This window comes from Idiomarina sp. HB, from assembly GCF_048059115.1.
GTDB classification, from domain to species: domain Bacteria; phylum Pseudomonadota; class Gammaproteobacteria; order Enterobacterales; family Alteromonadaceae; genus Idiomarina; species Idiomarina abyssalis.
Genome location: NZ_JAYLVU010000002.1, coordinates 51,267 through 71,242, shown reverse-complemented (window position 1 = coordinate 71,242; position 19,976 = coordinate 51,267). Strand labels below are relative to the sequence as shown.

General features: G+C 45.2%; 18 protein-coding genes. 11 read left to right on the top strand and 7 right to left on the bottom strand.

Translation table 11 applies throughout. From position 1 onward, the window contains the following. Positions 1 to 5: 5 nt before the first annotated feature. Complete coding sequence (locus VBY75_RS06065; RefSeq protein WP_054488936.1) at positions 6 to 605, bottom strand: DNA-3-methyladenine glycosylase I; 600 nt, start codon at positions 603 to 605, stop codon at positions 6 to 8. 93 nt (positions 606 to 698) lie between these two features. Between VBY75_RS06065 and glyQ the strand changes: the two genes are divergently transcribed. Then, on the top strand, positions 699 to 1,619 hold the full coding sequence (gene glyQ / locus VBY75_RS06060; protein WP_416511537.1) for a glycine--tRNA ligase subunit alpha: 921 nt from the start codon (positions 699 to 701) through the stop codon (positions 1,617 to 1,619). A 13-nt stretch (positions 1,620 to 1,632) separates the two neighbouring features. After that, the gene (glyS, locus tag VBY75_RS06055; protein WP_416511535.1) at positions 1,633 to 3,699 is read left to right on the top strand and encodes a glycine--tRNA ligase subunit beta; all 2,067 of its coding nucleotides are present in this window, start codon (positions 1,633 to 1,635) and stop codon (positions 3,697 to 3,699) included. Positions 3,700 to 3,780: 81 nt separating this feature from the next. Here glyS and gyrB read toward each other — a convergent pair whose 3' ends face one another. From gyrB to dnaA, 4 genes are read right to left on the bottom strand one after another with little or no spacing between them, the layout of a single operon-like run. Continuing rightward, the gene (gene gyrB / locus VBY75_RS06050) at positions 3,781 to 6,198 is read right to left on the bottom strand and encodes a DNA topoisomerase (ATP-hydrolyzing) subunit B (RefSeq protein ID WP_054488940.1); all 2,418 of its coding nucleotides are present in this window, start codon (positions 6,196 to 6,198) and stop codon (positions 3,781 to 3,783) included. Between the two features lie 15 nt (positions 6,199 to 6,213). Next, entirely contained in the window at positions 6,214 to 7,278 is a 1,065-nt protein-coding gene (gene recF / locus VBY75_RS06045) for a DNA replication/repair protein RecF (RefSeq protein WP_222236073.1), read from the bottom strand. 13 nt (positions 7,279 to 7,291) lie between these two features. Then, positions 7,292 to 8,395 carry a DNA polymerase III subunit beta gene (gene dnaN / locus VBY75_RS06040; RefSeq protein WP_199493923.1) on the bottom strand — a complete coding sequence of 368 codons (1,104 nt, stop codon included), beginning with the start codon at positions 8,393 to 8,395 and terminating at the stop codon, positions 7,292 to 7,294. Between the two features lie 30 nt (positions 8,396 to 8,425). Beyond that, positions 8,426 to 9,790: a chromosomal replication initiator protein DnaA gene (gene dnaA, locus VBY75_RS06035; RefSeq protein WP_199493922.1), complete on the bottom strand. Its 1,365-nt coding sequence runs from the start codon at positions 9,788 to 9,790 to the stop codon at positions 8,426 to 8,428. 404 nt (positions 9,791 to 10,194) lie between these two features. On the opposite strand from dnaA, the gene rpmH reads away from it, so the two are divergent. The 6 genes from rpmH to VBY75_RS06005 are packed head-to-tail and all read left to right on the top strand — an operon-like array spanning position 10,195 to position 15,772. Next, entirely contained in the window at positions 10,195 to 10,329 is a 135-nt protein-coding gene (gene rpmH / locus VBY75_RS06030) for a 50S ribosomal protein L34 (protein WP_054488948.1), read from the top strand. Beyond that, positions 10,322 to 10,699 (top strand): ribonuclease P protein component, encoded by a 378-nt coding sequence (rnpA, locus tag VBY75_RS06025; RefSeq protein ID WP_011235862.1) that lies wholly within the window; start codon positions 10,322 to 10,324, stop codon positions 10,697 to 10,699. The genes rpmH and rnpA overlap by 8 nt, the downstream gene beginning before the upstream one ends. Then, positions 10,651 to 10,962 (top strand): membrane protein insertion efficiency factor YidD, encoded by a 312-nt coding sequence (gene yidD, locus VBY75_RS06020; protein WP_278358502.1) that lies wholly within the window; start codon positions 10,651 to 10,653, stop codon positions 10,960 to 10,962. Before rnpA ends, yidD begins: the two co-directional genes overlap by 49 nt. Then, complete coding sequence (yidC, locus tag VBY75_RS06015) at positions 10,959 to 12,623, top strand: membrane protein insertase YidC (RefSeq protein ID WP_416511530.1); 1,665 nt, start codon at positions 10,959 to 10,961, stop codon at positions 12,621 to 12,623. The genes yidD and yidC overlap by 4 nt, the downstream gene beginning before the upstream one ends. A gap of 56 nt (positions 12,624 to 12,679) precedes the next feature. Then, positions 12,680 to 14,056, top strand: a complete 1,377-nt coding sequence (gene mnmE, locus VBY75_RS06010) for a tRNA uridine-5-carboxymethylaminomethyl(34) synthesis GTPase MnmE (protein WP_222237034.1) — start codon at positions 12,680 to 12,682, stop codon at positions 14,054 to 14,056. Positions 14,057 to 14,092: 36 nt separating this feature from the next. Then, the gene (locus VBY75_RS06005; RefSeq protein WP_416511528.1) at positions 14,093 to 15,772 is read left to right on the top strand and encodes an FUSC family protein; all 1,680 of its coding nucleotides are present in this window, start codon (positions 14,093 to 14,095) and stop codon (positions 15,770 to 15,772) included. On the opposite strand, the gene VBY75_RS06000 is transcribed toward VBY75_RS06005, so the two are convergent. Beyond that, positions 15,761 to 16,006 (bottom strand): GIY-YIG nuclease family protein, encoded by a 246-nt coding sequence (locus tag VBY75_RS06000; RefSeq protein WP_222236064.1) that lies wholly within the window; start codon positions 16,004 to 16,006, stop codon positions 15,761 to 15,763. The two genes, VBY75_RS06005 and VBY75_RS06000, sit on opposite strands and share 12 nt — an antisense overlap. Before the next feature lie 75 nt (positions 16,007 to 16,081). On the opposite strand from VBY75_RS06000, the gene gloA reads away from it, so the two are divergent. Further along, positions 16,082 to 16,636, top strand: a complete 555-nt coding sequence (gene gloA, locus VBY75_RS05995; protein ID WP_222236062.1) for a lactoylglutathione lyase — start codon at positions 16,082 to 16,084, stop codon at positions 16,634 to 16,636. A 41-nt stretch (positions 16,637 to 16,677) separates the two neighbouring features. Here the strand turns inward: gloA and VBY75_RS05990 are convergent, their stop codons facing one another. Next, positions 16,678 to 17,172, bottom strand: a complete 495-nt coding sequence (locus VBY75_RS05990) for a beta-lactamase hydrolase domain-containing protein (RefSeq protein WP_222236060.1) — start codon at positions 17,170 to 17,172, stop codon at positions 16,678 to 16,680. 58 nt (positions 17,173 to 17,230) lie between these two features. Here VBY75_RS05990 and VBY75_RS05985 point away from each other — a divergent pair, with 58 nt between their 5' ends. Continuing rightward, complete coding sequence (locus VBY75_RS05985) at positions 17,231 to 17,680, top strand: flavodoxin domain-containing protein (RefSeq protein ID WP_054488962.1); 450 nt, start codon at positions 17,231 to 17,233, stop codon at positions 17,678 to 17,680. Between the two features lie 393 nt (positions 17,681 to 18,073). Continuing rightward, entirely contained in the window at positions 18,074 to 19,969 is a 1,896-nt protein-coding gene (gene mnmG / locus VBY75_RS05980) for a tRNA uridine-5-carboxymethylaminomethyl(34) synthesis enzyme MnmG (protein WP_054488964.1), read from the top strand. Positions 19,970 to 19,976 lie beyond the last annotated feature (7 nt).

Genomic DNA, 19,976 nt, shown 5'->3' with positions numbered 1-19,976 from the left:
TCATTTTACAACGTAAACTGTTTCATTTGCTCAGCAACAGGCTGGTAGCAATGACAGCTGGTAACATGGTCGTTCACCATACCAACTGCTTCCATAAAAGCATAGCAAATGGTCGGCCCGACAAACTTAAAGCCTTCCTTTTTTAACGCTTTTGCCATGCTTTGGGAAGCCTCAGTTTCGGTTGGAATCTCACTTTGCGTCCGATACGCATTAATAATCGGTGAGCCGCCAACAAACGCCCATAGCCATTGCTCAAATCTAACACCTTTCTCTTCTAGCTTTAAAAAGGCTTCGGCGTTGGTGAAAATCGCATCAATTTTCGCCTTGCTACGAATAATATCACGGTTGCTGTACAACCGTTCGCGATCAGCATCACTCATTGCCACAATAGCTTTCGGATCAAAACCCAAAAAGGCTTTCTCGTAGCCCGCTTGTTTGCGCAATATGGTTAACCAGCTAAGACCCGCCTGCTGCCCGTCCAGACACAGTTTGGCGAAGAGTTCTATCGGGTCACGTACCGGCCTTCCCCAGACATTGTCGTGATACGCACGGTAATCGTCAGCAGATTCACACCAGGAACAACGTTCTGGTTCATTATTTGTCATGCCTTCCCCTATAACCAAGGCGCGTCAGAGGGTATAATCTACGCATATTTTTCGACCATTGGTCAACCACAAATAAAAAAGCAGAGAATGCGTATGTCGAAATACGATGTGAAAACCTTTCAGGGGCTTATTCTTGCTCTTCAGGACTACTGGGCTCAGCAAGGCTGTGCCGTGGTTCAGCCATTAGATATGGAAGTGGGTGCAGGCACTTTTCACCCAATGACGTTTTTACGCTCATTAGGCCCCGAGCCAGCCAGTTTTGCTTATGTTCAGCCTTGCCGCCGTCCTACTGATGGTCGTTATGGCGAGAACCCAAACCGATTACAGCACTACTATCAGTTTCAGGTCATTATGAAGCCTTCACCTAAAGACATTCAGGAACTTTACCTGGGCTCTTTAGAAATGCTTGGCTTTGACACACTGACTCACGACATACGCTTTGTAGAAGACAACTGGGAATCGCCTACTCTGGGCGCCTGGGGTCTGGGCTGGGAAGTCTGGCTTAACGGTATGGAAGTCACTCAGTTTACTTACTTCCAGCAAGTCGGTGGTTTAGAGTGCCGCCCCGTGGCCGGAGAAATTACCTACGGCCTGGAGCGTTTGGCCATGTACATTCAGGGTGTGGACAGCATCTACGACCTGGTCTGGACCGACGGCCCTCGCGGTAAGATCTTGTATCGCGACGTTTTTCATCAGAATGAAGTTGAGCAATCAACTTACAACTTTGAATACGCTGACGTTGATGTGCTTTTCCGTCGCTTCGACGACTGTGAAAAAGAGTGCGAACTGCTCATAGAAAAATCTTTGGCTTTGCCTGCGTATGAGCAAGTGATGCGAGCGTCTCACGCGTTTAACCTGCTGGATGCCCGGCATGCTATCTCTGTGACCGAAAGGCAGCGCTACATACTTCGTGTCAGAACCATGGCAAAAGCCGTTGCCGAAGTTTATTACCAGGCGCGCGAAGCTCTGGGCTTCCCTTTAGCCGACAATAAAACCAACCCAGCAGCGAACTAAGGAGAGCCAAGCCGTGCAAAAAGAAAACTTATTAATTGAGCTAGGTACCGAAGAGCTTCCTCCAAAAGCCTTAAAGTCACTGCGCGACAGCTTAAAGTCGGGTATTGAGTCTGGTTTAAAAAGCGCTGAACTGAGTTTTGATAGTATTGAAGCTTATGCCACTCCTCGTCGATTAGCTGTCCTGGTTAAACAGGTAGAGACCGAGCAGCAGGATAAAGAAGTAGAGAAACGCGGTCCCGCTGTTAATGTGGCTTTTGATGATTCAGGTAATCCGACAAAAGCCGCCGAAGGCTGGGCTCGTTCTAATGGTATTACCGTTGAGCAGGCTGACCGTCTAAAGACAGACAAGGGCGAATGGCTGCTGCATAAGGCAACAGTAAAAGGCCAGGCGCTCGCTGAATTAGTTCAGGGTATGCTGGAAGCCGCCATTAAAACACTACCTATTCCTAAGCCTATGCGCTGGGGTGACAGCACCGCACAGTTCATTCGCCCGGTTCATACACTGACGGTTATGCTGGGTAGCGAGCTCATCGAAGCTGAAATTCTGGAAACTAAGAGCGCTCGTTTTATTCAGGGTCATCGTTTTCATTCTCCTGAAGGTTTTGAGCTTGATCATGTCGACAACTACCTTGAAAAGCTGCGTCAAGCGAAAGTAACCGCTAACTTCGAAGAGCGTATTGAAACAATTCAATCGGAGATCTCACGTCTTGCTTCGGAACTCGGCGGCCAGGTTATTCAGGATGACGAGTTAGTTGAGGAAGTTGCTGCACTGGTGGAATGGCCCGTAGCTTTAACCGCAAGTTTCGATCAGGGTTTTCTGGCTGTGCCAAAGGAACCGCTCATTGTCACCATGAAAGACGACCAGCGTTACTTCCCGGTTGAAGATGGCAAAGGTAATTTATTATCTCAATTCATTTTCATCACCAATATTGAAAGTCGCGACCCGCAACAAATTGTTAAAGGTAATGAAAAGGTTGTTCGCCCTCGCCTGGCGGATGCACAGTTTTTCTTTGAGTCCGATAAGAAAAAGACACTGGAGTCTCGCCTTTCAGCACTGGATTCTGTACTTTTCCAGAAGCAACTCGGAAGTATTGGTGACAAAGCACGTCGCATTTCCGTGTTAGCCGGTAAAATTGCCAACCAGTTAAACGCTGACGTAAAAGCTTCACAAAGAGCCGGCCTGCTGTGCAAAGCTGACCTGGTATCCGATATGGTTTCAGAGTTTCCTGAAACTCAAGGTGTTATGGGTAAGCACTATGCACTTAACGACGGTGAAAGTGAAACTATCGCACAGGCAATTGAGCAACACTACTGGCCTCGCTTTTCCGGTGATGAATTACCTCAAACCAAAGAGGCCTGTGCCGTCGCGTTAGCCGACAAACTGGATACGCTGGTCGGAATATTTGGTATTGGCCAGGTACCCAAAGGGGATCGTGACCCCTTTGCTCTTCGCCGCGCAGCTTTAGGTTTATTACGTACACTGGTGGAGCGCGATCTCGCACTAGATTTAAACGAGTTACTGGCAGCCTCAGTAGAAGGCTTTGGTGACAAGTTATCCAATAAAACAGTAGCTGCCGACGTATTTGAATTCCTGCTTGGCCGCTTCCGCCCTTGGTATCAGGATCAAGGTATTTCGGTTGATGTTATTCAGTCAGTACTGGCACGGTCGCCGTCAAAGCCAACCGACTTCGACCAACGCGTTAAGGCTGTTCAGTCATTTAAATCTCTGGACTCTGCCGAAAGTTTAGCAGCCGCCAATAAGCGGGTTGGGAATATTCTCGCAAAGTCTAAAGAAGAAATATCAGGAAAAGTTGATGAGTCTGTTTTACAAGAAGAGTCCGAAACAGCCCTTTATCGTTTAGTAACGCAAACTGAAAGCGCTATTAAGCCGCTTATTGCTAACGGTGACTATAGTGACGCCCTTACACAGTTATCAGAGCTTAAAGAGCCTGTCGATGCGTTTTTCGAACATGTAATGGTTAATGCGGAAGACGATACAGTTCGTGTGAACCGACTTAACTTACTGTTCAGATTGCGTCAGCTGTTCCTGGAAATAGCAGACATATCTCTTCTTCAGTAAGTCTTTGATTTAAAAAATAAAAAGCCGGTTCATTTTGCATGAACCGGCTTTTTTTATGCTGACATTCTTTATGTCTATTAACTAGACATCGAGGTTAGCAACCTTAAGCGCGTTAGACTCTATAAATGCTCTACGAGGCTCGACCTCATCACCCATTAAGGTGGTGAATAACTGATCCGCGCCAATAGCATCTTCAATAGTAACCTGAAGCATACGACGGGTTTCAGGGTCCATGGTCGTTTCCCACAGTTGGTCAGGGTTCATTTCTCCCAAACCTTTATAGCGTTGAACATAAAGTCCACGCTTAGACTCATTGATAAGCCATTCAACAGCGTCAACAAAATGGTTAATTGGTTGCTTTTTCTCTCCACGGAGAACATAGCCACCTTCTTCTACCAGCGAGTCGATTTTTTCGCCAAGCGTCACTATCTGTTCATAGTCTTTCGACATTAAGAACTCGTAGTTAAGTGGGTAATCGGTATCAACCCCATGCTGACGAATTGTTGTTGTCGGCAACCACATTCTGCGTTCAGTATCTTCATGCAAAGAGACAGTATAGGTTGCTGAATCGACTTCTCTGGCTGTTAGGTCATCGTTTAGTGTCTTGACCCACTTGGCCATATAATCTTTGTCTTTCAACCGTTCATCAGTTAGACGAGGCGCGTAGAACAGGCGCTGCAGAAAACGTTCCGGCATACGACGGCTCAGGCGTTTTATATTTTCCTGCGCCATTTGGTAGCCGTTAACCAGCTCTTCCAGCTTTTCACCCGCAATACCCGGAGCAGTTTCGTTAACGTGTAACGACGCGTTGTCCAACGCCAAACTGGTCAGGTAACGAATCAATGACGGATCGTCTTTAATATAGACTTCTTGCTTACCTTTTTTCACCTTATACAAAGGAGGCTGAGCAATGTAGATGTAACCACGCTCAATAATCTCCGGCATTTGGCGATAGAAGAAGGTTAGCAACAAGGTACGAATGTGAGAACCATCAACGTCAGCATCCGTCATTATAATAATACGGTGATAACGTGTTTTATCCGGGTTGTACTCATCACGACCAATACCACAGCCCATTGCTGTGATTAAAGTTCCGACTTCAACCGATGACAACATTTTATCAAAACGTGCTTTTTCAACGTTAAGGATTTTACCTTTTAACGGCAGTATCGCTTGGTTTTTGCGATTACGCCCCTGCTTCGCTGAACCGCCTGCAGAGTCACCCTCCACAATGTAGAGTTCAGACAGTGCAGGATCTTTTTCCTGACAATCGGCCAGCTTACCGGGAAGCCCCGCTATATCTAAAGCACCTTTACGGCGAGTCATTTCACGAGCTTTACGAGCCGCTTCACGCGCCCGAGCCGCATCAATAATTTTATTGATGATAAGCTTGGCTTCACCTGGGTTTTCTAACAGATAATCGGCTAACTGTTCATTCATTGACTGCTCTACAGCCGACTTCACTTCAGAAGAAACGAGTTTATCTTTTGTCTGAGAAGAAAACTTAGGGTCTGGTACTTTAACTGAAATAATTGCAGTTAAACCTTCACGGGCATCATCACCGGTTGCTGAGGTTTTTGCTTTCTTAGTAAAGCCTTCTTTTTCCATATAGGTGTTTAACGTACGAGTTAATGCTGCACGAAAACCCGCCAGGTGAGTACCACCGTCACGCTGTGGGATATTGTTGGTAAAGCAGTAAATATTTTCCTGGAAGGAATCGTTCCACTGCATGCTTACCTCTACACCAATACCGTCTTCTCTTTGAAGCGTAAAGTAGAAAGCTTTTTGATGAATGGGGGTTTTGTTCTGGTTTAAGTAGTTAACAAAAGCGGCAATACCACCTTCGTATTTAAAAACATCTTCACGGTCGTCACGTTCATCTCGCAACCGTATGCCAACACCCGAATTCAAAAATGAAAGTTCTCTCAGGCGTTTCGCCAAAATATCGTAGTGAAATTCAGTATTCGTGAAGGTTTCGTGACTAGGCCAAAAACGAAGCTCAGTCCCTGTTGTATCCGTTTCACCTACAGGTTTTACGTCACTGTCAGGCTCACCCATATGATAAGTTTGCTCGTAAACCTGGCCTTGTCGACGAATGGTCAACTGCAGCTTTTCAGACAGCGCGTTTACAACAGAGATACCAACACCGTGCAAACCACCAGACACTTTATAAGAGTTGTCGTCAAACTTACCACCAGCGTGCAATACGGTCATGATAACCTGAGCAGCTGAAACGCCCTCTTCTTCGTGTATATCAACGGGAATTCCGCGACCATCATCTTTCACACTGACTGAACCATCAGAATGAATGGTAACCATAATTTCTGAACAATGGCCCGCTAAGGCTTCGTCAATAGAGTTATCGACAACTTCAAAAACCATGTGGTGCAGACCCGTTCCATCATCTGTGTCACCAATGTACATACCTGGGCGTTTACGAACCGCATCCAACCCTTTGAGAACCTTGATACTCGATGAACCGTAATTATTTTCTTCCATAGTATTATCTCGATATCATTCGTTTATTACCCCATGTTCCACGTGGAACATTCGAGGTGATTTTTGAAATTTATCCGACAACTGCTTTCCAGTAATTGCGGTGATAAACACTTGTGCGTCTAGATTTTCTAACTCACGACAAAGTAACGCCTGGTTTCTTGAATCAAGCTCTGACGTTAAATCATCGACCAAATAGATGCAGGGTTGCTTTTTAATTTTTTGATAATGCTTCCCTTGCGCTAATTTCAAAGCGGTTATCGCGGTTTTTAGCTGCCCGCGAGATAAGCGATGCTTTACTTCCACACCATCTGCTATCACTTTGATATCTGCCTTATGTGCCCCAACTGAGGTGAAGCCGTATTTCTTATCTTTCTCTGTATGGCTTTCTAAGGCGTCAAATAAACTTTGGCTAGTATCCCAGCCCGATTTTAATCGAACCTCCATTGTAACATCGGAGAGAAAAGATTTCGCTAGTTCTTGTATATAATCATTAAGTTCTTCTAGGTATTTTTCGCGACTTTTACTAATGCGTTCACCATAATAGGCCAACTGTTCTTTCCAGTATTTATCTTCCCGCACGGGAAGCGAGCGTTGTTTGAGTAAACTGTTTCTTTGTTTAAGTAATTGGGTGTAAGCAACCCAGTCCGAATAAAAAGAATGTTCCACGTGGAACACTCCCCAATCAATAAACTGTCTTCTCTGACCTGGTCCCTCTAAAAGAATATCTACAGACTCAGGGGTTAACAACTGTACCGGCACTAAACGGGCAACATCTGACATCCGCTGAACATTCGCACCATTTAATCTTAACGACTGCTCTCCATCACCGCTGCGTCGAACGCCAATAGAGTAATCTTTAGAGCGACAAAATACGGTAAAGCCGCTATTACCCTCTTTAATTAACTGACGAAACCCGCCGGGACGAAAAGAACGACCGAAACCGAGTAAATAAATAGCTTCAAGCAGGCTCGTTTTACCGGAACCGTTGTCTCCAGTAATTAGGTTAATTTGGGGACTGGGGGACAAAGCCACTTCCGAAAAATTTCTGAAGTGGCTTAAACTCAATGTCTCAATGAACATTTATAAGGCAGGGTTACAAACGCATGGGCATAATAACGTAACAGCAAGACTCGTCATGCTGAGGTTCAATTAGTGCACTGCTGTTTGAGTCAGACAGAGTAAAAGAAACCTGTTCGTCATCAATGTTATTTAAGACATCTAGCAAATAGCTAACGTTGAAGCCTATCTCAAGATCATCGCCTTGGTAATCGACTTCAATAACTTCTTCCGCTTGTTCTTGTTCAGGGTTTGTCGCAGTAATACAAAGCTCACCACTGCTTAAATTCAAGCGCACACCGCGAAATTTTTCATTTGATAAAATTGAAGCACGGCCAAAAGACTGACGTAAAGCATCACGATGCGCGACCACAACTTTATCACCGCCACTTGGTAAAACACGACGATAGTCAGGAAAACGACCATCTACCAATTTACTGGTAAACACCAGCTCTGGTGTTTCAACGCGAATATGGTTGTTTCCGATAGAAACCGACACTTCCTGATCGTCATCGCCCAAGAGACGAAGTAACTCAACCACCCCTTTACGAGGAACAATAACCTGTCGTTGTGCAAGGCCTGGTTGGTCTATAGCACAAGTGCTCATGGCCAAACGGTGACCGTCAGTTGCAACAGAGCGCAACATGCCATTATCCGTTTCAAACAACATACCATTTAAATAATAACGGACGTCCTGGTTCGCCATTGAGAAATGGGTTTTCTCCATTAAGTCCTTCAATATGGCCTGCTCAGTCACCAAATGGATGTCACTTTTCCAGTCATCGATATTTGGGAAGTCGTCTGACGACAGAGTGCTAAGCTTAAACTTACTGCGACCCGATTTAACGGTTGCGCTGTCTTCCTGTGAAGTGAACTCAATTGTTGAACCTTCCGGTAAGCTCCGCACAATATCCAGAAGTTTCTTAGCTGGTACAGTAACAGCTGCATCCATATCTGCAGATTCCAGCGGTACCGAGGAGACCAGTTCAACTTCCAGGTCTGTTCCGGTCAATTTAAGCTGGCCGTTATCTACCTGTAATAACAAATTCGACAAAATTGGTAACGTATGCCGCCTTTCAACAGCACCACTCACAACCTGCAGTGGCTTGAGAAAAGCATCGCGGTTAATTGAAAATTTCATGACTGAGTCCCCTGTTTATAACGACATACCTTATGACGACAACGTTCGAATAAGATTTCTATAGTCTTCTTTTATGTCGTGCTGCGCATCTTTTAATTCTTGTATTTTTCGACAAGCATGTAAAACCGTCGTGTGGTCACGCCCGCCAAAAGCGTCACCAATTTCCGGTAAACTGTGGTTGGTTAATTCTTTCGCCAACGCCATGGCCAACTGTCGTGGACGCGCTACGGAACGACTCCGGCGCTTAGACAAAATGTCAGCTAACTTAATATTATAATATTCTGCGACTGTCTTTTGGATGTTATCAATAGTGACCAACTTTTCCTGAGCGGCAATTAGGTCACGCAGTGCTTCGCGCACAAAATCGATAGTAATGGGTCGGCCGGTAAGTTGAACATTCGCGACAACCCGGTTCAGTGCACCTTCAAGTTCACGTACGTTTGAGCGTAATCTTTTGGCAATGAAAAAGGCGACTTCGTGTGGCATATGTAACCCACGTTCGTCGGCTTTCCGCATTAAAATAGCAACTCGCGTTTCTAATTCCGGCGGCTCTATAGCAATGGTCAAACCCCAGCCAAAACGGGATTTCAGACGATCTTCTACTCCATCTATTTCTTTCGGATAAAGATCGCTGGTCATAATAATTTGCTGATTACCTTCCAACAGTGCGTTGAAAGTATGAAAGAATTCTTCCTGAGAGCCCTTTTTATTTGCAAAGAAATGGATGTCATCTATTAGCAAAGCATCAACTGAACGGTAGTAACGTTTAAATTCATTAGTCGAACTGTTGCGAATTGAGTTAACCATGTCCTGAACAAAACGTTCTGCCCGAATATAAAACACCTTGGCGTCCTTCTTGTGCGCCATAATGCCATTGCCAACTGCGTGCAATAAGTGTGTTTTACCTAAACCCGTACCACCATAGACAAAAAGTGGGTTGTAAACACCGCCTGGATTCTCAGCTACCTGAATAGCCGCCGCACGGGCTAGTTGGTTTGACTTACCTTCAACAAAATTATCAAAAGTGTATTCAGGATGAATATTGCTCTCAAACGGTACTTCAGTATCGGCATTACTTGAGGAAAAGTTCGGCGTCTTTCTGCGCGTTGCAGCAGCGCGTTGTTGCGAACCGTTATCTTTTTGTGTTGGCGACGCTTCCCCAACCTTTAAAACAACATTCGGTACTTTGTCATCGCACATGGACTCCAAATACGCATTAATGGTTTTCAGGTATTTATCGCGCACCCAATCGACCGAATAGATATTCGGCGCAAATAAGGTCAAAGTCTCGCCATTAAGTTTGGCTTGAAGAGGTCTGATCCACGTGTTGAACTGCTGTAACGGTAACTCCGATTGCAGTCGCTCTGCACATTGTTGCCAAAGCGAATTATTCACACTCTTCTCCTGGATCGTTTTTTATTATCATAACCAAAGATTGTACTTCACTCAGTTAATCTTCGCTAGTATAAACTGCCTGAAAACGGCATGAATAAAGGAGATAAAAAATAGTCACTGATGGCAGAACTGGCGCATAACTTGCTTGTAACCAGCCACTTTACCAAAACAGAAAAATCATCTAAAAAGTGAATAACTGTTATTTTATCCACATTATTAATGTTATAATTGCTACAGATTGTGGATGAGATTAATTTAGGTTTTATTGCCTAAAACCGCCTCTTATCATTGACTCAATGCGAAAAGATCGGTAAGATCCGCGCTCTAAAAAATTCCGTTCACGTTTGGTTTCAACTTTTTCGGCCAGCGTGGGAAATAGCAAACTGACCGATGGAATATTAGTTATGAAAAGAACATTTCAACCAAGCGTATTAAAACGCAAACGTGCTCACGGCTTCCGTGCTCGCATGGCAAGTAAAAACGGCCGTAAAGTATTGGCTCGTCGCCGTGCTCGTGGTCGCAAAGTACTGAGTGCATAAAAGTATCTCATATGGAAGGGAGTTACGTCTGTTAACTCCCTCTCATTTCCAGACTGTATTCTCAAACCCTCCTGTAAAAGCCGTTACTGCTCATGTCACTATGTTGGCAACCCCCAATGAGTTAGGGCATCCACGTATAGGTGTTACTGTCAGTAAAAAGCGAGCGAAGCGCGCTGTTGACCGAAACCGTATAAAACGCCAGATACGTGAAACATTCCGTTTAAGACAGCACAAAATCCCCGCTTTTGACATTGTAATTATTGCTAAGCAGGGTATTGTCGAGCAGGATAACGCCGCATTACGGGATACGTTGAATTATTTATGGCGAAAATTAGCAAAGCGTTGCGAACAATACCAATCGCGTTCATAAAGGTTTACCAATGGTTTATTAGCCCGTTGTTAGGCCCGCGTTGTCGATTTTATCCATCTTGCTCGCATTATGCCTGTGAGGCTATACAAAAACACGGTACAATCCGTGGTATTGGCCTTGCTGCCGTAAGAATTGGTAAATGTCATCCCGCTCACGAAGGCGGTTATGACCCGGTTCCGCCCAGTAAGCAAGAAATTAAGCCAGAAAATAGCAACGAATCCGAATCTTTACTAAAACAGCCAACAGAGACGAAATCACTATGAATTCGCCACGCACGATATTATTTATTGCCTTTTTAGTGGTGTCATTCTTCCTATACCAAAATTGGATGGTGGAGACCGCACCCGGAACAAAAGCAAACGAAACCGTGACAGTAACGCAATCGAGCAATAACACTGAAAACAGCGATGTGCCTTCAAGTGGTTCAGCTGCGGCAGATGTACCGGAAGGTGATCAGCCCGTTGTTAGCCAACAATCAGAAACAACCATTCGCGTCCGCACCGACGTGCTTGATGTCGAAATTGATACTCACGGTGGTGACGTTGTTTCAACAGAGTTACTTAAGTTCGCCAAGGACTTAGGAACCGAAGAGCGTTTCCAGCTATTACAGAATAGATCAAATAGCGTCTACGTCGCACAGTCTGGTTTAATTGGTCCGGATGGTATCGATGCAAGCGGTGACGGTCGTCCGTCTTATAACTACGAAAAAGAAAGCTATCAGTCCGAAACTGACGTTATCGAAGTTCCGTTAACCTACACCACGGAAAGCGGCGCAATCTATCGTAAGGTATTTACTTTCACTCCCGGAAAGTACAACGTCGACGTTCGTTTTGAGATTGAGAACAATACTGCTAACGCGCTGAATACCCAGTTCTACGGACAACTTAAGCGCTCCATGGGTACTGGCGAAAGTGGCAGCATGATTATGCCAACCTACTTTGGTGCAGCGTACTCGCATGACGATGACAAGTTTGAAAAGTATGACTTTGACGACATGCTGGATAAAAAGCTGAACGTCACCTCGCAGACCGGTTGGGTCAGTATGCTTGAGCACTACTTTGTTTCGGCATGGATACCTGAACAGGGCCAGCCTAACCGCTTATTCTCACGTGTTGCGAATGGCAGCCAGGCAATTATTGGTGTCATTTACCCGATGACCGAAATTCAGGCCGGCAGCTCAAAAGTCATTGAGTCACAGCTTTATCTGGGTCCTAAAGATCAGGACGCTATGGCACAAATAGTTGAGCACCTGGACTTAACCGTCGACTACGGTTTCCTTTGGTGGTTAGCTCAGCCAATATTTAAGCTGCTTCAATTTTTACAAAGCCTTGTCATTAACTGGGGTCTGGCCATTATTCTGACCACCGTTATTGTCAAAGCATTGCTGTTCCCATTGACCAAAGCGCAATACGTATCAATGGCTAAAATGCGTATGCTGCAGCCTAAAATGACCGCACTTCGTGAACGCTATGGCGACGACCGACAGAAAATGTCGAGCGCCATGATGAAGCTTTATAAAGAAGAAAAAGTAAATCCTCTGGGCGGTTGTCTGCCAATGCTGTTGCAGCTTCCAATCTTCCTGGCGCTTTACTGGGTGCTGTTGGAAAGTGTCGAACTGCGTCATTCAGAATTTGTATTCTGGATTCAGGACTTATCGACCAAGGACCCATACTACATCCTGCCAATATTAATGGGTGCCAGTATGTTTCTGATGCAGCGGCTGCAGCCAACACCAACGGCTGACCCAATGCAGCAGAAGCTGTTCCAGTATATGCCGGTTATATTTACCGTCTTCTTCCTGTGGTTCCCATCAGGTCTGGTACTGTACTGGCTGGTCAGTAACTTGATTACCATTGCACAAATGCTGATCATTTACCGTGGGTTAGAGAAGAAAGGAATAGACGTTAGGAACAAGAAGAAGTAATCAAGCATTAAGGCCCGGCTTATGCCGGGCTTTAGTCCTTTTGGGAGCAATGAAAAATGACAACTGAAACAGACTTTGACGACACCATTGTTGCTCAGGCCACGCCACCCGGACGCGGTGGTGTTGGTATTGTTCGCGTTAGTGGCAAAGCCTGTAAAGATGTTGCTGAAAAACTGTTAGGCCATTGCCCCAAACCTCGTAAAGCCGAATACTTACCTTTTTACGATTTACAAAAACAACTGCTGGACGAAGGCATTGCGCTTTATTTCCCTGGTCCTAACTCCTTTACCGGCGAAGATGTCTTAGAGCTGCAAGGTCACGGCGGACCCGTTCTTATCGACATGATCATTAAGGCCATTCTGGAAATTCCCGGTATTCGTCCTGCACGACCTGGTGAATTTAGTGAACGAGCGTTTTTGAACGACAAGCTTGACCTCACCCAGGCAGAAGCTATTGCCGACTTAATTGATACCAATTCGGAGCAAGCCGCTAAAGCCGCATTACAAAGCCTAAAAGGTGAGTTTTCTCACAAAATTGATCAGTTGGTGGATGCCGTTATTCACCTACGCATGTACGTTGAGGCAGCCATCGACTTTCCGGATGAAGAAATCGACTTTCTTTCCGACGGTAAAGTCTCCGGCGATTTAGCTGAAATTATTGACCACCTGTTCCATATAGAACAGGAGGCCCGGCAAGGAACGCTTATGCGTGAAGGTATGCGCATTGTAATTGCCGGACGTCCTAATGCGGGTAAGTCCAGCTTGCTTAATGCTCTGGCAGGTCGCGAGTCCGCCATTGTTACCGAAATAGCCGGAACCACCCGTGATGTTCTGCGAGAACACATTCAAATAGACGGCATGCCGCTGCATATTATTGATACCGCCGGTTTACGCGAAAGCCCGGACCACGTTGAGAAAATAGGTATTGAACGCGCCTGGGATGAAATTCGTCAGGCAGATCGCGTTTTATTTATGGTCGACAGTCAGGAGACTTCTGCCATTCATCCTGATGACATATGGCCGGAATTTTTCGCTCAGTTACCTGAAGACATGCCCTACACCGTTATCCGCAATAAAGTCGACTTATCGGAAGAGCCTACCGGCATTGATGAACACAACGGCATTCCGGTTATTCATTTATCCGCCAAAACTGGCCACGGCATTGAATTACTGCGCGAGCACTTAAAGCATTGTGTTGGATACAACACAACTGCAGAAGGAAGCTTTATGGCCAGACGCAGGCACTTAGAGGCTCTGGCTAAAGCAAAAACCCATTTACTGCAGGGTCAGGAGCAACTCGAAGCCAACATGGCCGGCGAAATACTAGCTGAAGAGCTACGTCTGACCCAACAGCACCTCAATGAAATTACTGGTGAGTTCACTTCTGACGATCTTCTCGGCCAAATTTTCGGTTCGTTCTGTATCGGCAAATAACGCGATTTCTTAGTCACCAAAAGCTAAGGAGCAACAGTGAAAGACAAGTTAGCGCAATGGGGGTTTGACTACGTCCGGCTTCGGTTTGGGTTCAGAACCGGCATTGCTGCCTGCTTGTCACTTGTTATTGCCTGGGCACTCGGATTAGAACACCCTCAATGGGCTGCTATGACCGTCTGGGCAGTTTCGCAACCAACCCGTGGTCTTCTCGTAGAAAAAGCCGCCTATCGTGCTTTAGGCACTTTGCTGGGCACCATGTTTGGAATGATACTAGTTGTTTCTGCCGGCGGCGAGATCATATGGTTGGTAGTCGGTTTATCACTCTGGGTAACCCTCTGTGTTTACACCGGCAATTTACTGCACGGTCTTATTTCCTACGGCACAATTTTGGCCGGGTACTCTGCCTCAATGGTCGTTCTTCTGACACAAAGCCCAGATGCTTTGATGCCACTGGGTATCGACCGTTTGCTTACAGTATTTGTCGGTATTATGACCTCGTTAGTTATTGGTTGGGCTTTTACTTATAAACGCGCGGAACAAACTTTAATTAACCAACTTCGCCGACTAACCGCCGCTAATTTACAGGATATCAGTCATTATTTTGCTGAACCGGATAAGGTTTCGCTTAACCTGTCTGAAAAGCTGTCGCAGTTAGCGGCCATAGAAGCTCAATTACTCGATCATGGTACCGGTTCTGTCAGCGCTCATGAGTCAGCCAAAACCTTACGTTTAGTCATTAACAGTCAGCTTGGCTTTTTCACCGAACTCAACATTCAGGAACCAGAAAACAATAAAGAAGTAAGTAATCACTTACTTGAATCTTCCAACAAACTAAATGCTTCCGCTAAACGCTCAGAAATTATTGAACCTCTCAGAAAAGCCCTGAAACTGATTAAAAACGATGCATTAAAAAGACGGTTCAGTGAATTTGTTGAAGCCACCAACGACCGTTTATCTTTTCGCGATTCAGGCAAAACGGCCAGCTCAACCCTGCTGACCAAAACTATTTTACACCGCGACTGGAGAGGCGCTCGTCAGGCAGCTATAAGAACCTTGGTTATAATGAGCCTAATTGGCGCAGCCTGGTGGTATACCGAATGGTTTCAGCTGGCTTATTTAATGTTAGGCGCCTCGGTTATGCTGACTCTATTTTCAACCGCTGATAACCCCGCTCTGACGATGAAGTTTGTGTTTTTTGGGCAGTGTGCAGGAGCTTTAACTGCCATACTAATACAGGCCGCTGTCTGGCAATATCAGGATGCCATTTTTTGGATGTTAGTGGCGTTAATGCCCGTTATTTTGTTGGCCGGGTTTCCTATGTCTCATCAAAAAACTGCCAACGGCAGCATGGATTTTAATCTGGTTTTCTTGCTACTAATGCAGCCTTCAGTAGCTTATTCGTTCCATCTTGGTCACTCTATTACCATTGCTTTGGCCGTGGTCGCCGCACCATTACTTGCATTAGTTGCTTATCGTCTAATTTATCCGACAAGCTTAAAAGCTCGGTACCAAACTTTATTGCAAACACTGACAGAAGAAATTGACCAGCTGGACACCGAGAAACTCACCGAAAGCCAATACAAAAGGCGCAAAGCACGATTTTACCATCGAGTCATAAAGCTAACCCAAATTAGTGATAAGCTCGGCTTAAAAGAAAAAGACTCCATAATTGAACACCTTTTAACCGGACAAAAAAGACTCAACTCAACCGGTTAATTCGGCTTTTCTAACGCGAGACCAACGTTTTATTTCATATTCCCGTTGGCACGCTTTTGACCTATTAGGGTGCACCTCGCTCCAGACAAGCTCAACCGGACGACGCGCTCGTGTGTATTTAGCCCCTTTTTTATCATCCACATTGTGCTCATTAACGCGGCGCTCAACGTCAGTTGTCACACCGGTATAAAACGTATTATCAGCACACTTCACTAAATAAACCGACCAGGCCACGCTTGAACTCTCTCGTAATAAACCCAATAAACAGTGTAACAGCAGTTAATTACTGAACCGACTAAGGAAGCCATTATGAGCAGACATTTTGATGAAGCCAAGGGGTTATCGGAACAACATGACCCAGCAACGCACGACTTTGTTTTTAACCAGACCATGTTCCGCATAAAAGATCCGGAACGCACCTTAAAGTTCTACAGTGAGGTGTTGGGAATGACTCTGGTAAAACGCCTGGACTTTCCCGAAATGGAATTCACGCTTTATTTCATGGCTGCTATTTCACCGGAGCAACGTAAAGACTGGTCAACCGACCACGATAAACGTATTGAACAAACCTTTGGTCGTCCGGCTATGTTGGAGCTCACGCACAACTGGGGGGACGAAAACGACGATTCAGTGTCCTATCACAGTGGCAATGAAGAACCGAAAGGCTTTGGTCACATTGGATTCGCTGTGCCCGATATTGATGCCGCCTGTGAGCGTTTCGAAAAAATGGGCGTGGAATTTCAAAAACGCCCTAACGATGGAAAAATGAAAGGCATTGCTTTTATTAAAGACCCGGACGGCTATTGGATTGAGATATTTACACCAGAACGTCAGCCAGGGCTATTAAAAGAGCATTTAAAATAAAGGAAAAGGCCAGTTCATAAGAGCTGGCCTTTTTTGACTCGTCACTCAGAAAGCATCGTCTTCACTTTCTCTTCCAGCGACGTCATGCCATGTTCACGACCAACTTCTAACGCTTTTTCCACCGGCATTCCGTCTAACCAGCCCGCGCGCAAAGCCATCAGTGCGCCTACGCGGTTACTCGAAGCGCAATGCACCAGAATGGTTTTATCGCTATTTTCTAATAGAATACGATCAACCATACGTGCGTTCTCAAAGGTAACACCGTCTGCGCCATTAACCGGTACATGGTAATAAGCCATACCATTACGGGTCACAACAGCAGCTTCCTCGCTTTCGGTCATTTCTTTTTGTGAAAGCAAATTAATAACAACATCACCGCCGTTATCCGCAAATTCCGCTAACTGTTCATCTGAAGGCGTGCCCATAACCCAAAGGTTTTCAGACACTTGTTTAGGCGACTCTATACCAGCTGAAACATTGAATGAAACTATTACGGCACTTAAAGCCACTAATACCTTTATAAGACCTTTTACCATTTGGGTTCTCCTGTATGATTCGTGTTTTTCTAATAGTAGCAAATGAGCAAAAAAGTTTATGACCGTTTTACATCTTTTAGTGGGTACAACCTCCGGTAATACCGAGTTTTTAGCCGATACTGTCAGCGAAAAACTCAACGAACAAGGTATCGAAACCGAGCTTCACTACGAGCCAGAATTTGAAAAACTCCCGACCGATCAACCCTGGTTAGTTTTTCTAGCCAGTCACGGCGCCGGCGACTATGCCGACTCTATGCTGGATTTCTATGATGAAATAAATGATCCCCAAAGCCCTGATTTAACAGGACTAAACTACGCAGTTGTCGCTATTGGTGAGTCCTGCTACGACACCTTCTGCGAGGCGGGTCGTCATTGCGATAGCCGTTTGCAGGAACTCGGTGCCATTAAACTGGCTGATCGTTTAGAAATAGACATGCTGGAAGACGATCCGGAAGAAAAAACATTAACCTGGTTGCCCGCGATCACTGATTCTGTAAAGGCTCTGTGATCATACCCACATGCTTATACACAGCTATTTTAGCCTGTGATTAAAGCTGGCATAAGATCACTTAAGCACTGTCAATGGAGTGGGTATAACACTGGGGATAAACTGATCTGTGTATAACTACCCCACTTATCCACGATCTATGATCCCAGTTCAACCCCGGTTATCTACAGAGAGTGATCTTAATATGAGCTATATAAAAAAAGGGCTGTAGCGATCTATTCACAGAAAACCGCTGACTAGTAGTAATAACAATAAAAGATCTAAATAAGATCCTTTACTGATCTTCTTTAAGATCTTTAATAACACTGAACGAAATTTAACCATTTAGATTTATACAAAATCGCGTTAAAATAATCGGCTATTTTCCTATTCTTCAACGAAAGGTCACATTGAATGTCAGAACAGAGCCAACAACACTTTGATGTTATTGTTGTCGGTGGAGGACACGCCGGAACAGAAGCAGCTTTAGCCGCCGCTCGTTTAGGTGTTAAAACCCTATTGCTTACGCATAATATTGATACTTTAGGGCAAATGTCCTGTAACCCAGCCATTGGTGGAATAGGAAAAGGTCATTTAGTTAAGGAAATTGATGCCCTTGGTGGCTTCATGGCAAAAGCTGCAGATAAAGCCGGAATTCAGTTCAGAACACTGAATTCTTCAAAAGGTCCTGCGGTAAGAGCGACAAGAGCTCAGGCCGATCGCCAACTGTATAAACAAGCGATCCGCTACGCATTAGAAACACAGCCTAATTTGTCGATATTCCAACAAGGTTGTGATGATCTTATTGTTGAAAACGATCGCGTTACCGGCGTTGTTACCCAAATGGGTCTTAAATTTACCGCTAAAACCGTTGTTTTAACGGTAGGAACCTTCCTTGGCGGACAAATTCATATTGGTCTGGATAACTATCAAGGCGGCCGCGCAGGCGATCCTCCTGCAAATGCTTTAGCTAAACGCTTACGTTCATTGCCGTTACGAGTAGAGCGGTTAAAAACCGGCACACCACCGCGTATAGCCAGCCAAAGCGTCGATTTTTCAGTCATGCAGGAACAACCAGGCGATAACCCAACTCCGGTATTTTCCTATATGGGTTCGCGTGCTGATCATCCACAGCAAATCCCCTGTTACATTACGCACACCAATGAAAACACTCACGAAATTATTCGTTCAGGGCTTGATCGTTCGCCCATGTATTCAGGTGTGATTGAGGGTGTCGGGCCACGTTATTGCCCTTCTATCGAAGATAAAATTGTTCGTTTTGCTGAAAAAGGTTCACATCAAATATTCGTAGAACCTGAAGGTTTAGATACCTTTGAAGTTTACCCTAATGGTATTTCAACCAGTCTGCCGTTTGATGTTCAGCAGCGTCTGGTTCAGTCAATTAAAGGCTTCGAGAACGCTCATATTACGCGTCCGGGCTACGCCATAGAGTACGATTATTTTGATCCCAGAGATCTTAAACAATCGCTGGAAACCAAAGTCATTAACGGCTTGTTCTTTGCCGGCCAAATTAACGGCACAACCGGCTATGAAGAAGCCGGAGCACAAGGCCTTGTTGCTGGCTTAAATGCCGCATTGCAGGCACAGGATAAAGATTCCTGGTCACCACGACGTGATCAAGCCTACATGGGCGTGTTGATCGATGATCTGTCAACCTTGGGTACTCAGGAACCGTACCGTATGTTCACTTCGCGTGCGGAGTATCGTTTGCTTCTGCGTGAAGATAACGCCGATATTCGCTTAACCGAAATTGGTCGTAACCTTGGTTTAGTCGATGATGAACGCTGGGCTGCATTTAATAAGAAAATGGAAGCTGTTGAGCAGGAAAAACAACGGTTAAAAACCACCTGGGTGCATAAAGACCACGCTTCTGTGGAGCAAATTAATGCCTTGGTAAAAAGCCCTGTAACCAAAGAAGTCAGTGGCGAAGAGTTATTGAGACGTCCGGAGATCCATTATCAGGATCTTGCCAAGACGGATTTTTTTGCTCCGGGATTAGAAGATCCATTAGCCGCTGAACAAGTTGAAATTCAGATTAAATATGCAGGTTATATTTCGCGTCAGCACGATGAAATTGCGAAACAGCAGCGTCACGAAAATACTTTGCTTCCTTCACCTTTCGATTACGCTAAGATTAAAGGCTTATCGAATGAGGTTATTGCTAAGCTAAATGACCACCAGCCAGAAACAGTAGGCAAAGCGGCCCGTATTTCTGGTATAACACCTGCGGCCATTTCTATGCTTCTGGTGCACCTGAAAAAACAGGGTTTATTGCGTAAAAGTGCTTAAGGAAGGG

What these genes read in the sequence shown, in the direction of transcription:
- yidC (WP_416511530.1), top strand. Translation starts at nt 10,959, where the DNA reads ATGAATTCGCCACGCACGATATTATTTATTGCCTTTTTAGTGGTGTCA.
- rpmH (WP_054488948.1), top strand. Translation starts at nt 10,195, where the DNA reads ATGAAAAGAACATTTCAACCAAGCGTATTAAAACGCAAACGTGCTCAC.
- VBY75_RS06065 (WP_054488936.1), bottom strand. Translation starts at nt 605, where the DNA reads ATGACAAATAATGAACCAGAACGTTGTTCCTGGTGTGAATCTGCTGAC.
- VBY75_RS05985 (WP_054488962.1), top strand. Translation starts at nt 17,231, where the DNA reads ATGACCGTTTTACATCTTTTAGTGGGTACAACCTCCGGTAATACCGAG.
- dnaN (WP_199493923.1), bottom strand. Translation starts at nt 8,395, where the DNA reads ATGAAATTTTCAATTAACCGCGATGCTTTTCTCAAGCCACTGCAGGTT.
- gloA (WP_222236062.1), top strand. Translation starts at nt 16,082, where the DNA reads ATGAGCAGACATTTTGATGAAGCCAAGGGGTTATCGGAACAACATGAC.
- mnmG (WP_054488964.1), top strand. Translation starts at nt 18,074, where the DNA reads ATGTCAGAACAGAGCCAACAACACTTTGATGTTATTGTTGTCGGTGGA.
- yidD (WP_278358502.1), top strand. Translation starts at nt 10,651, where the DNA reads ATGGCGAAAATTAGCAAAGCGTTGCGAACAATACCAATCGCGTTCATA.
- VBY75_RS05990 (WP_222236060.1), bottom strand. Translation starts at nt 17,172, where the DNA reads ATGGTAAAAGGTCTTATAAAGGTATTAGTGGCTTTAAGTGCCGTAATA.
- recF (WP_222236073.1), bottom strand. Translation starts at nt 7,278, where the DNA reads ATGTTCATTGAGACATTGAGTTTAAGCCACTTCAGAAATTTTTCGGAA.
- mnmE (WP_222237034.1), top strand. Translation starts at nt 12,680, where the DNA reads ATGACAACTGAAACAGACTTTGACGACACCATTGTTGCTCAGGCCACG.
- gyrB (WP_054488940.1), bottom strand. Translation starts at nt 6,198, where the DNA reads ATGGAAGAAAATAATTACGGTTCATCGAGTATCAAGGTTCTCAAAGGG.
- glyQ (WP_416511537.1), top strand. Translation starts at nt 699, where the DNA reads ATGTCGAAATACGATGTGAAAACCTTTCAGGGGCTTATTCTTGCTCTT.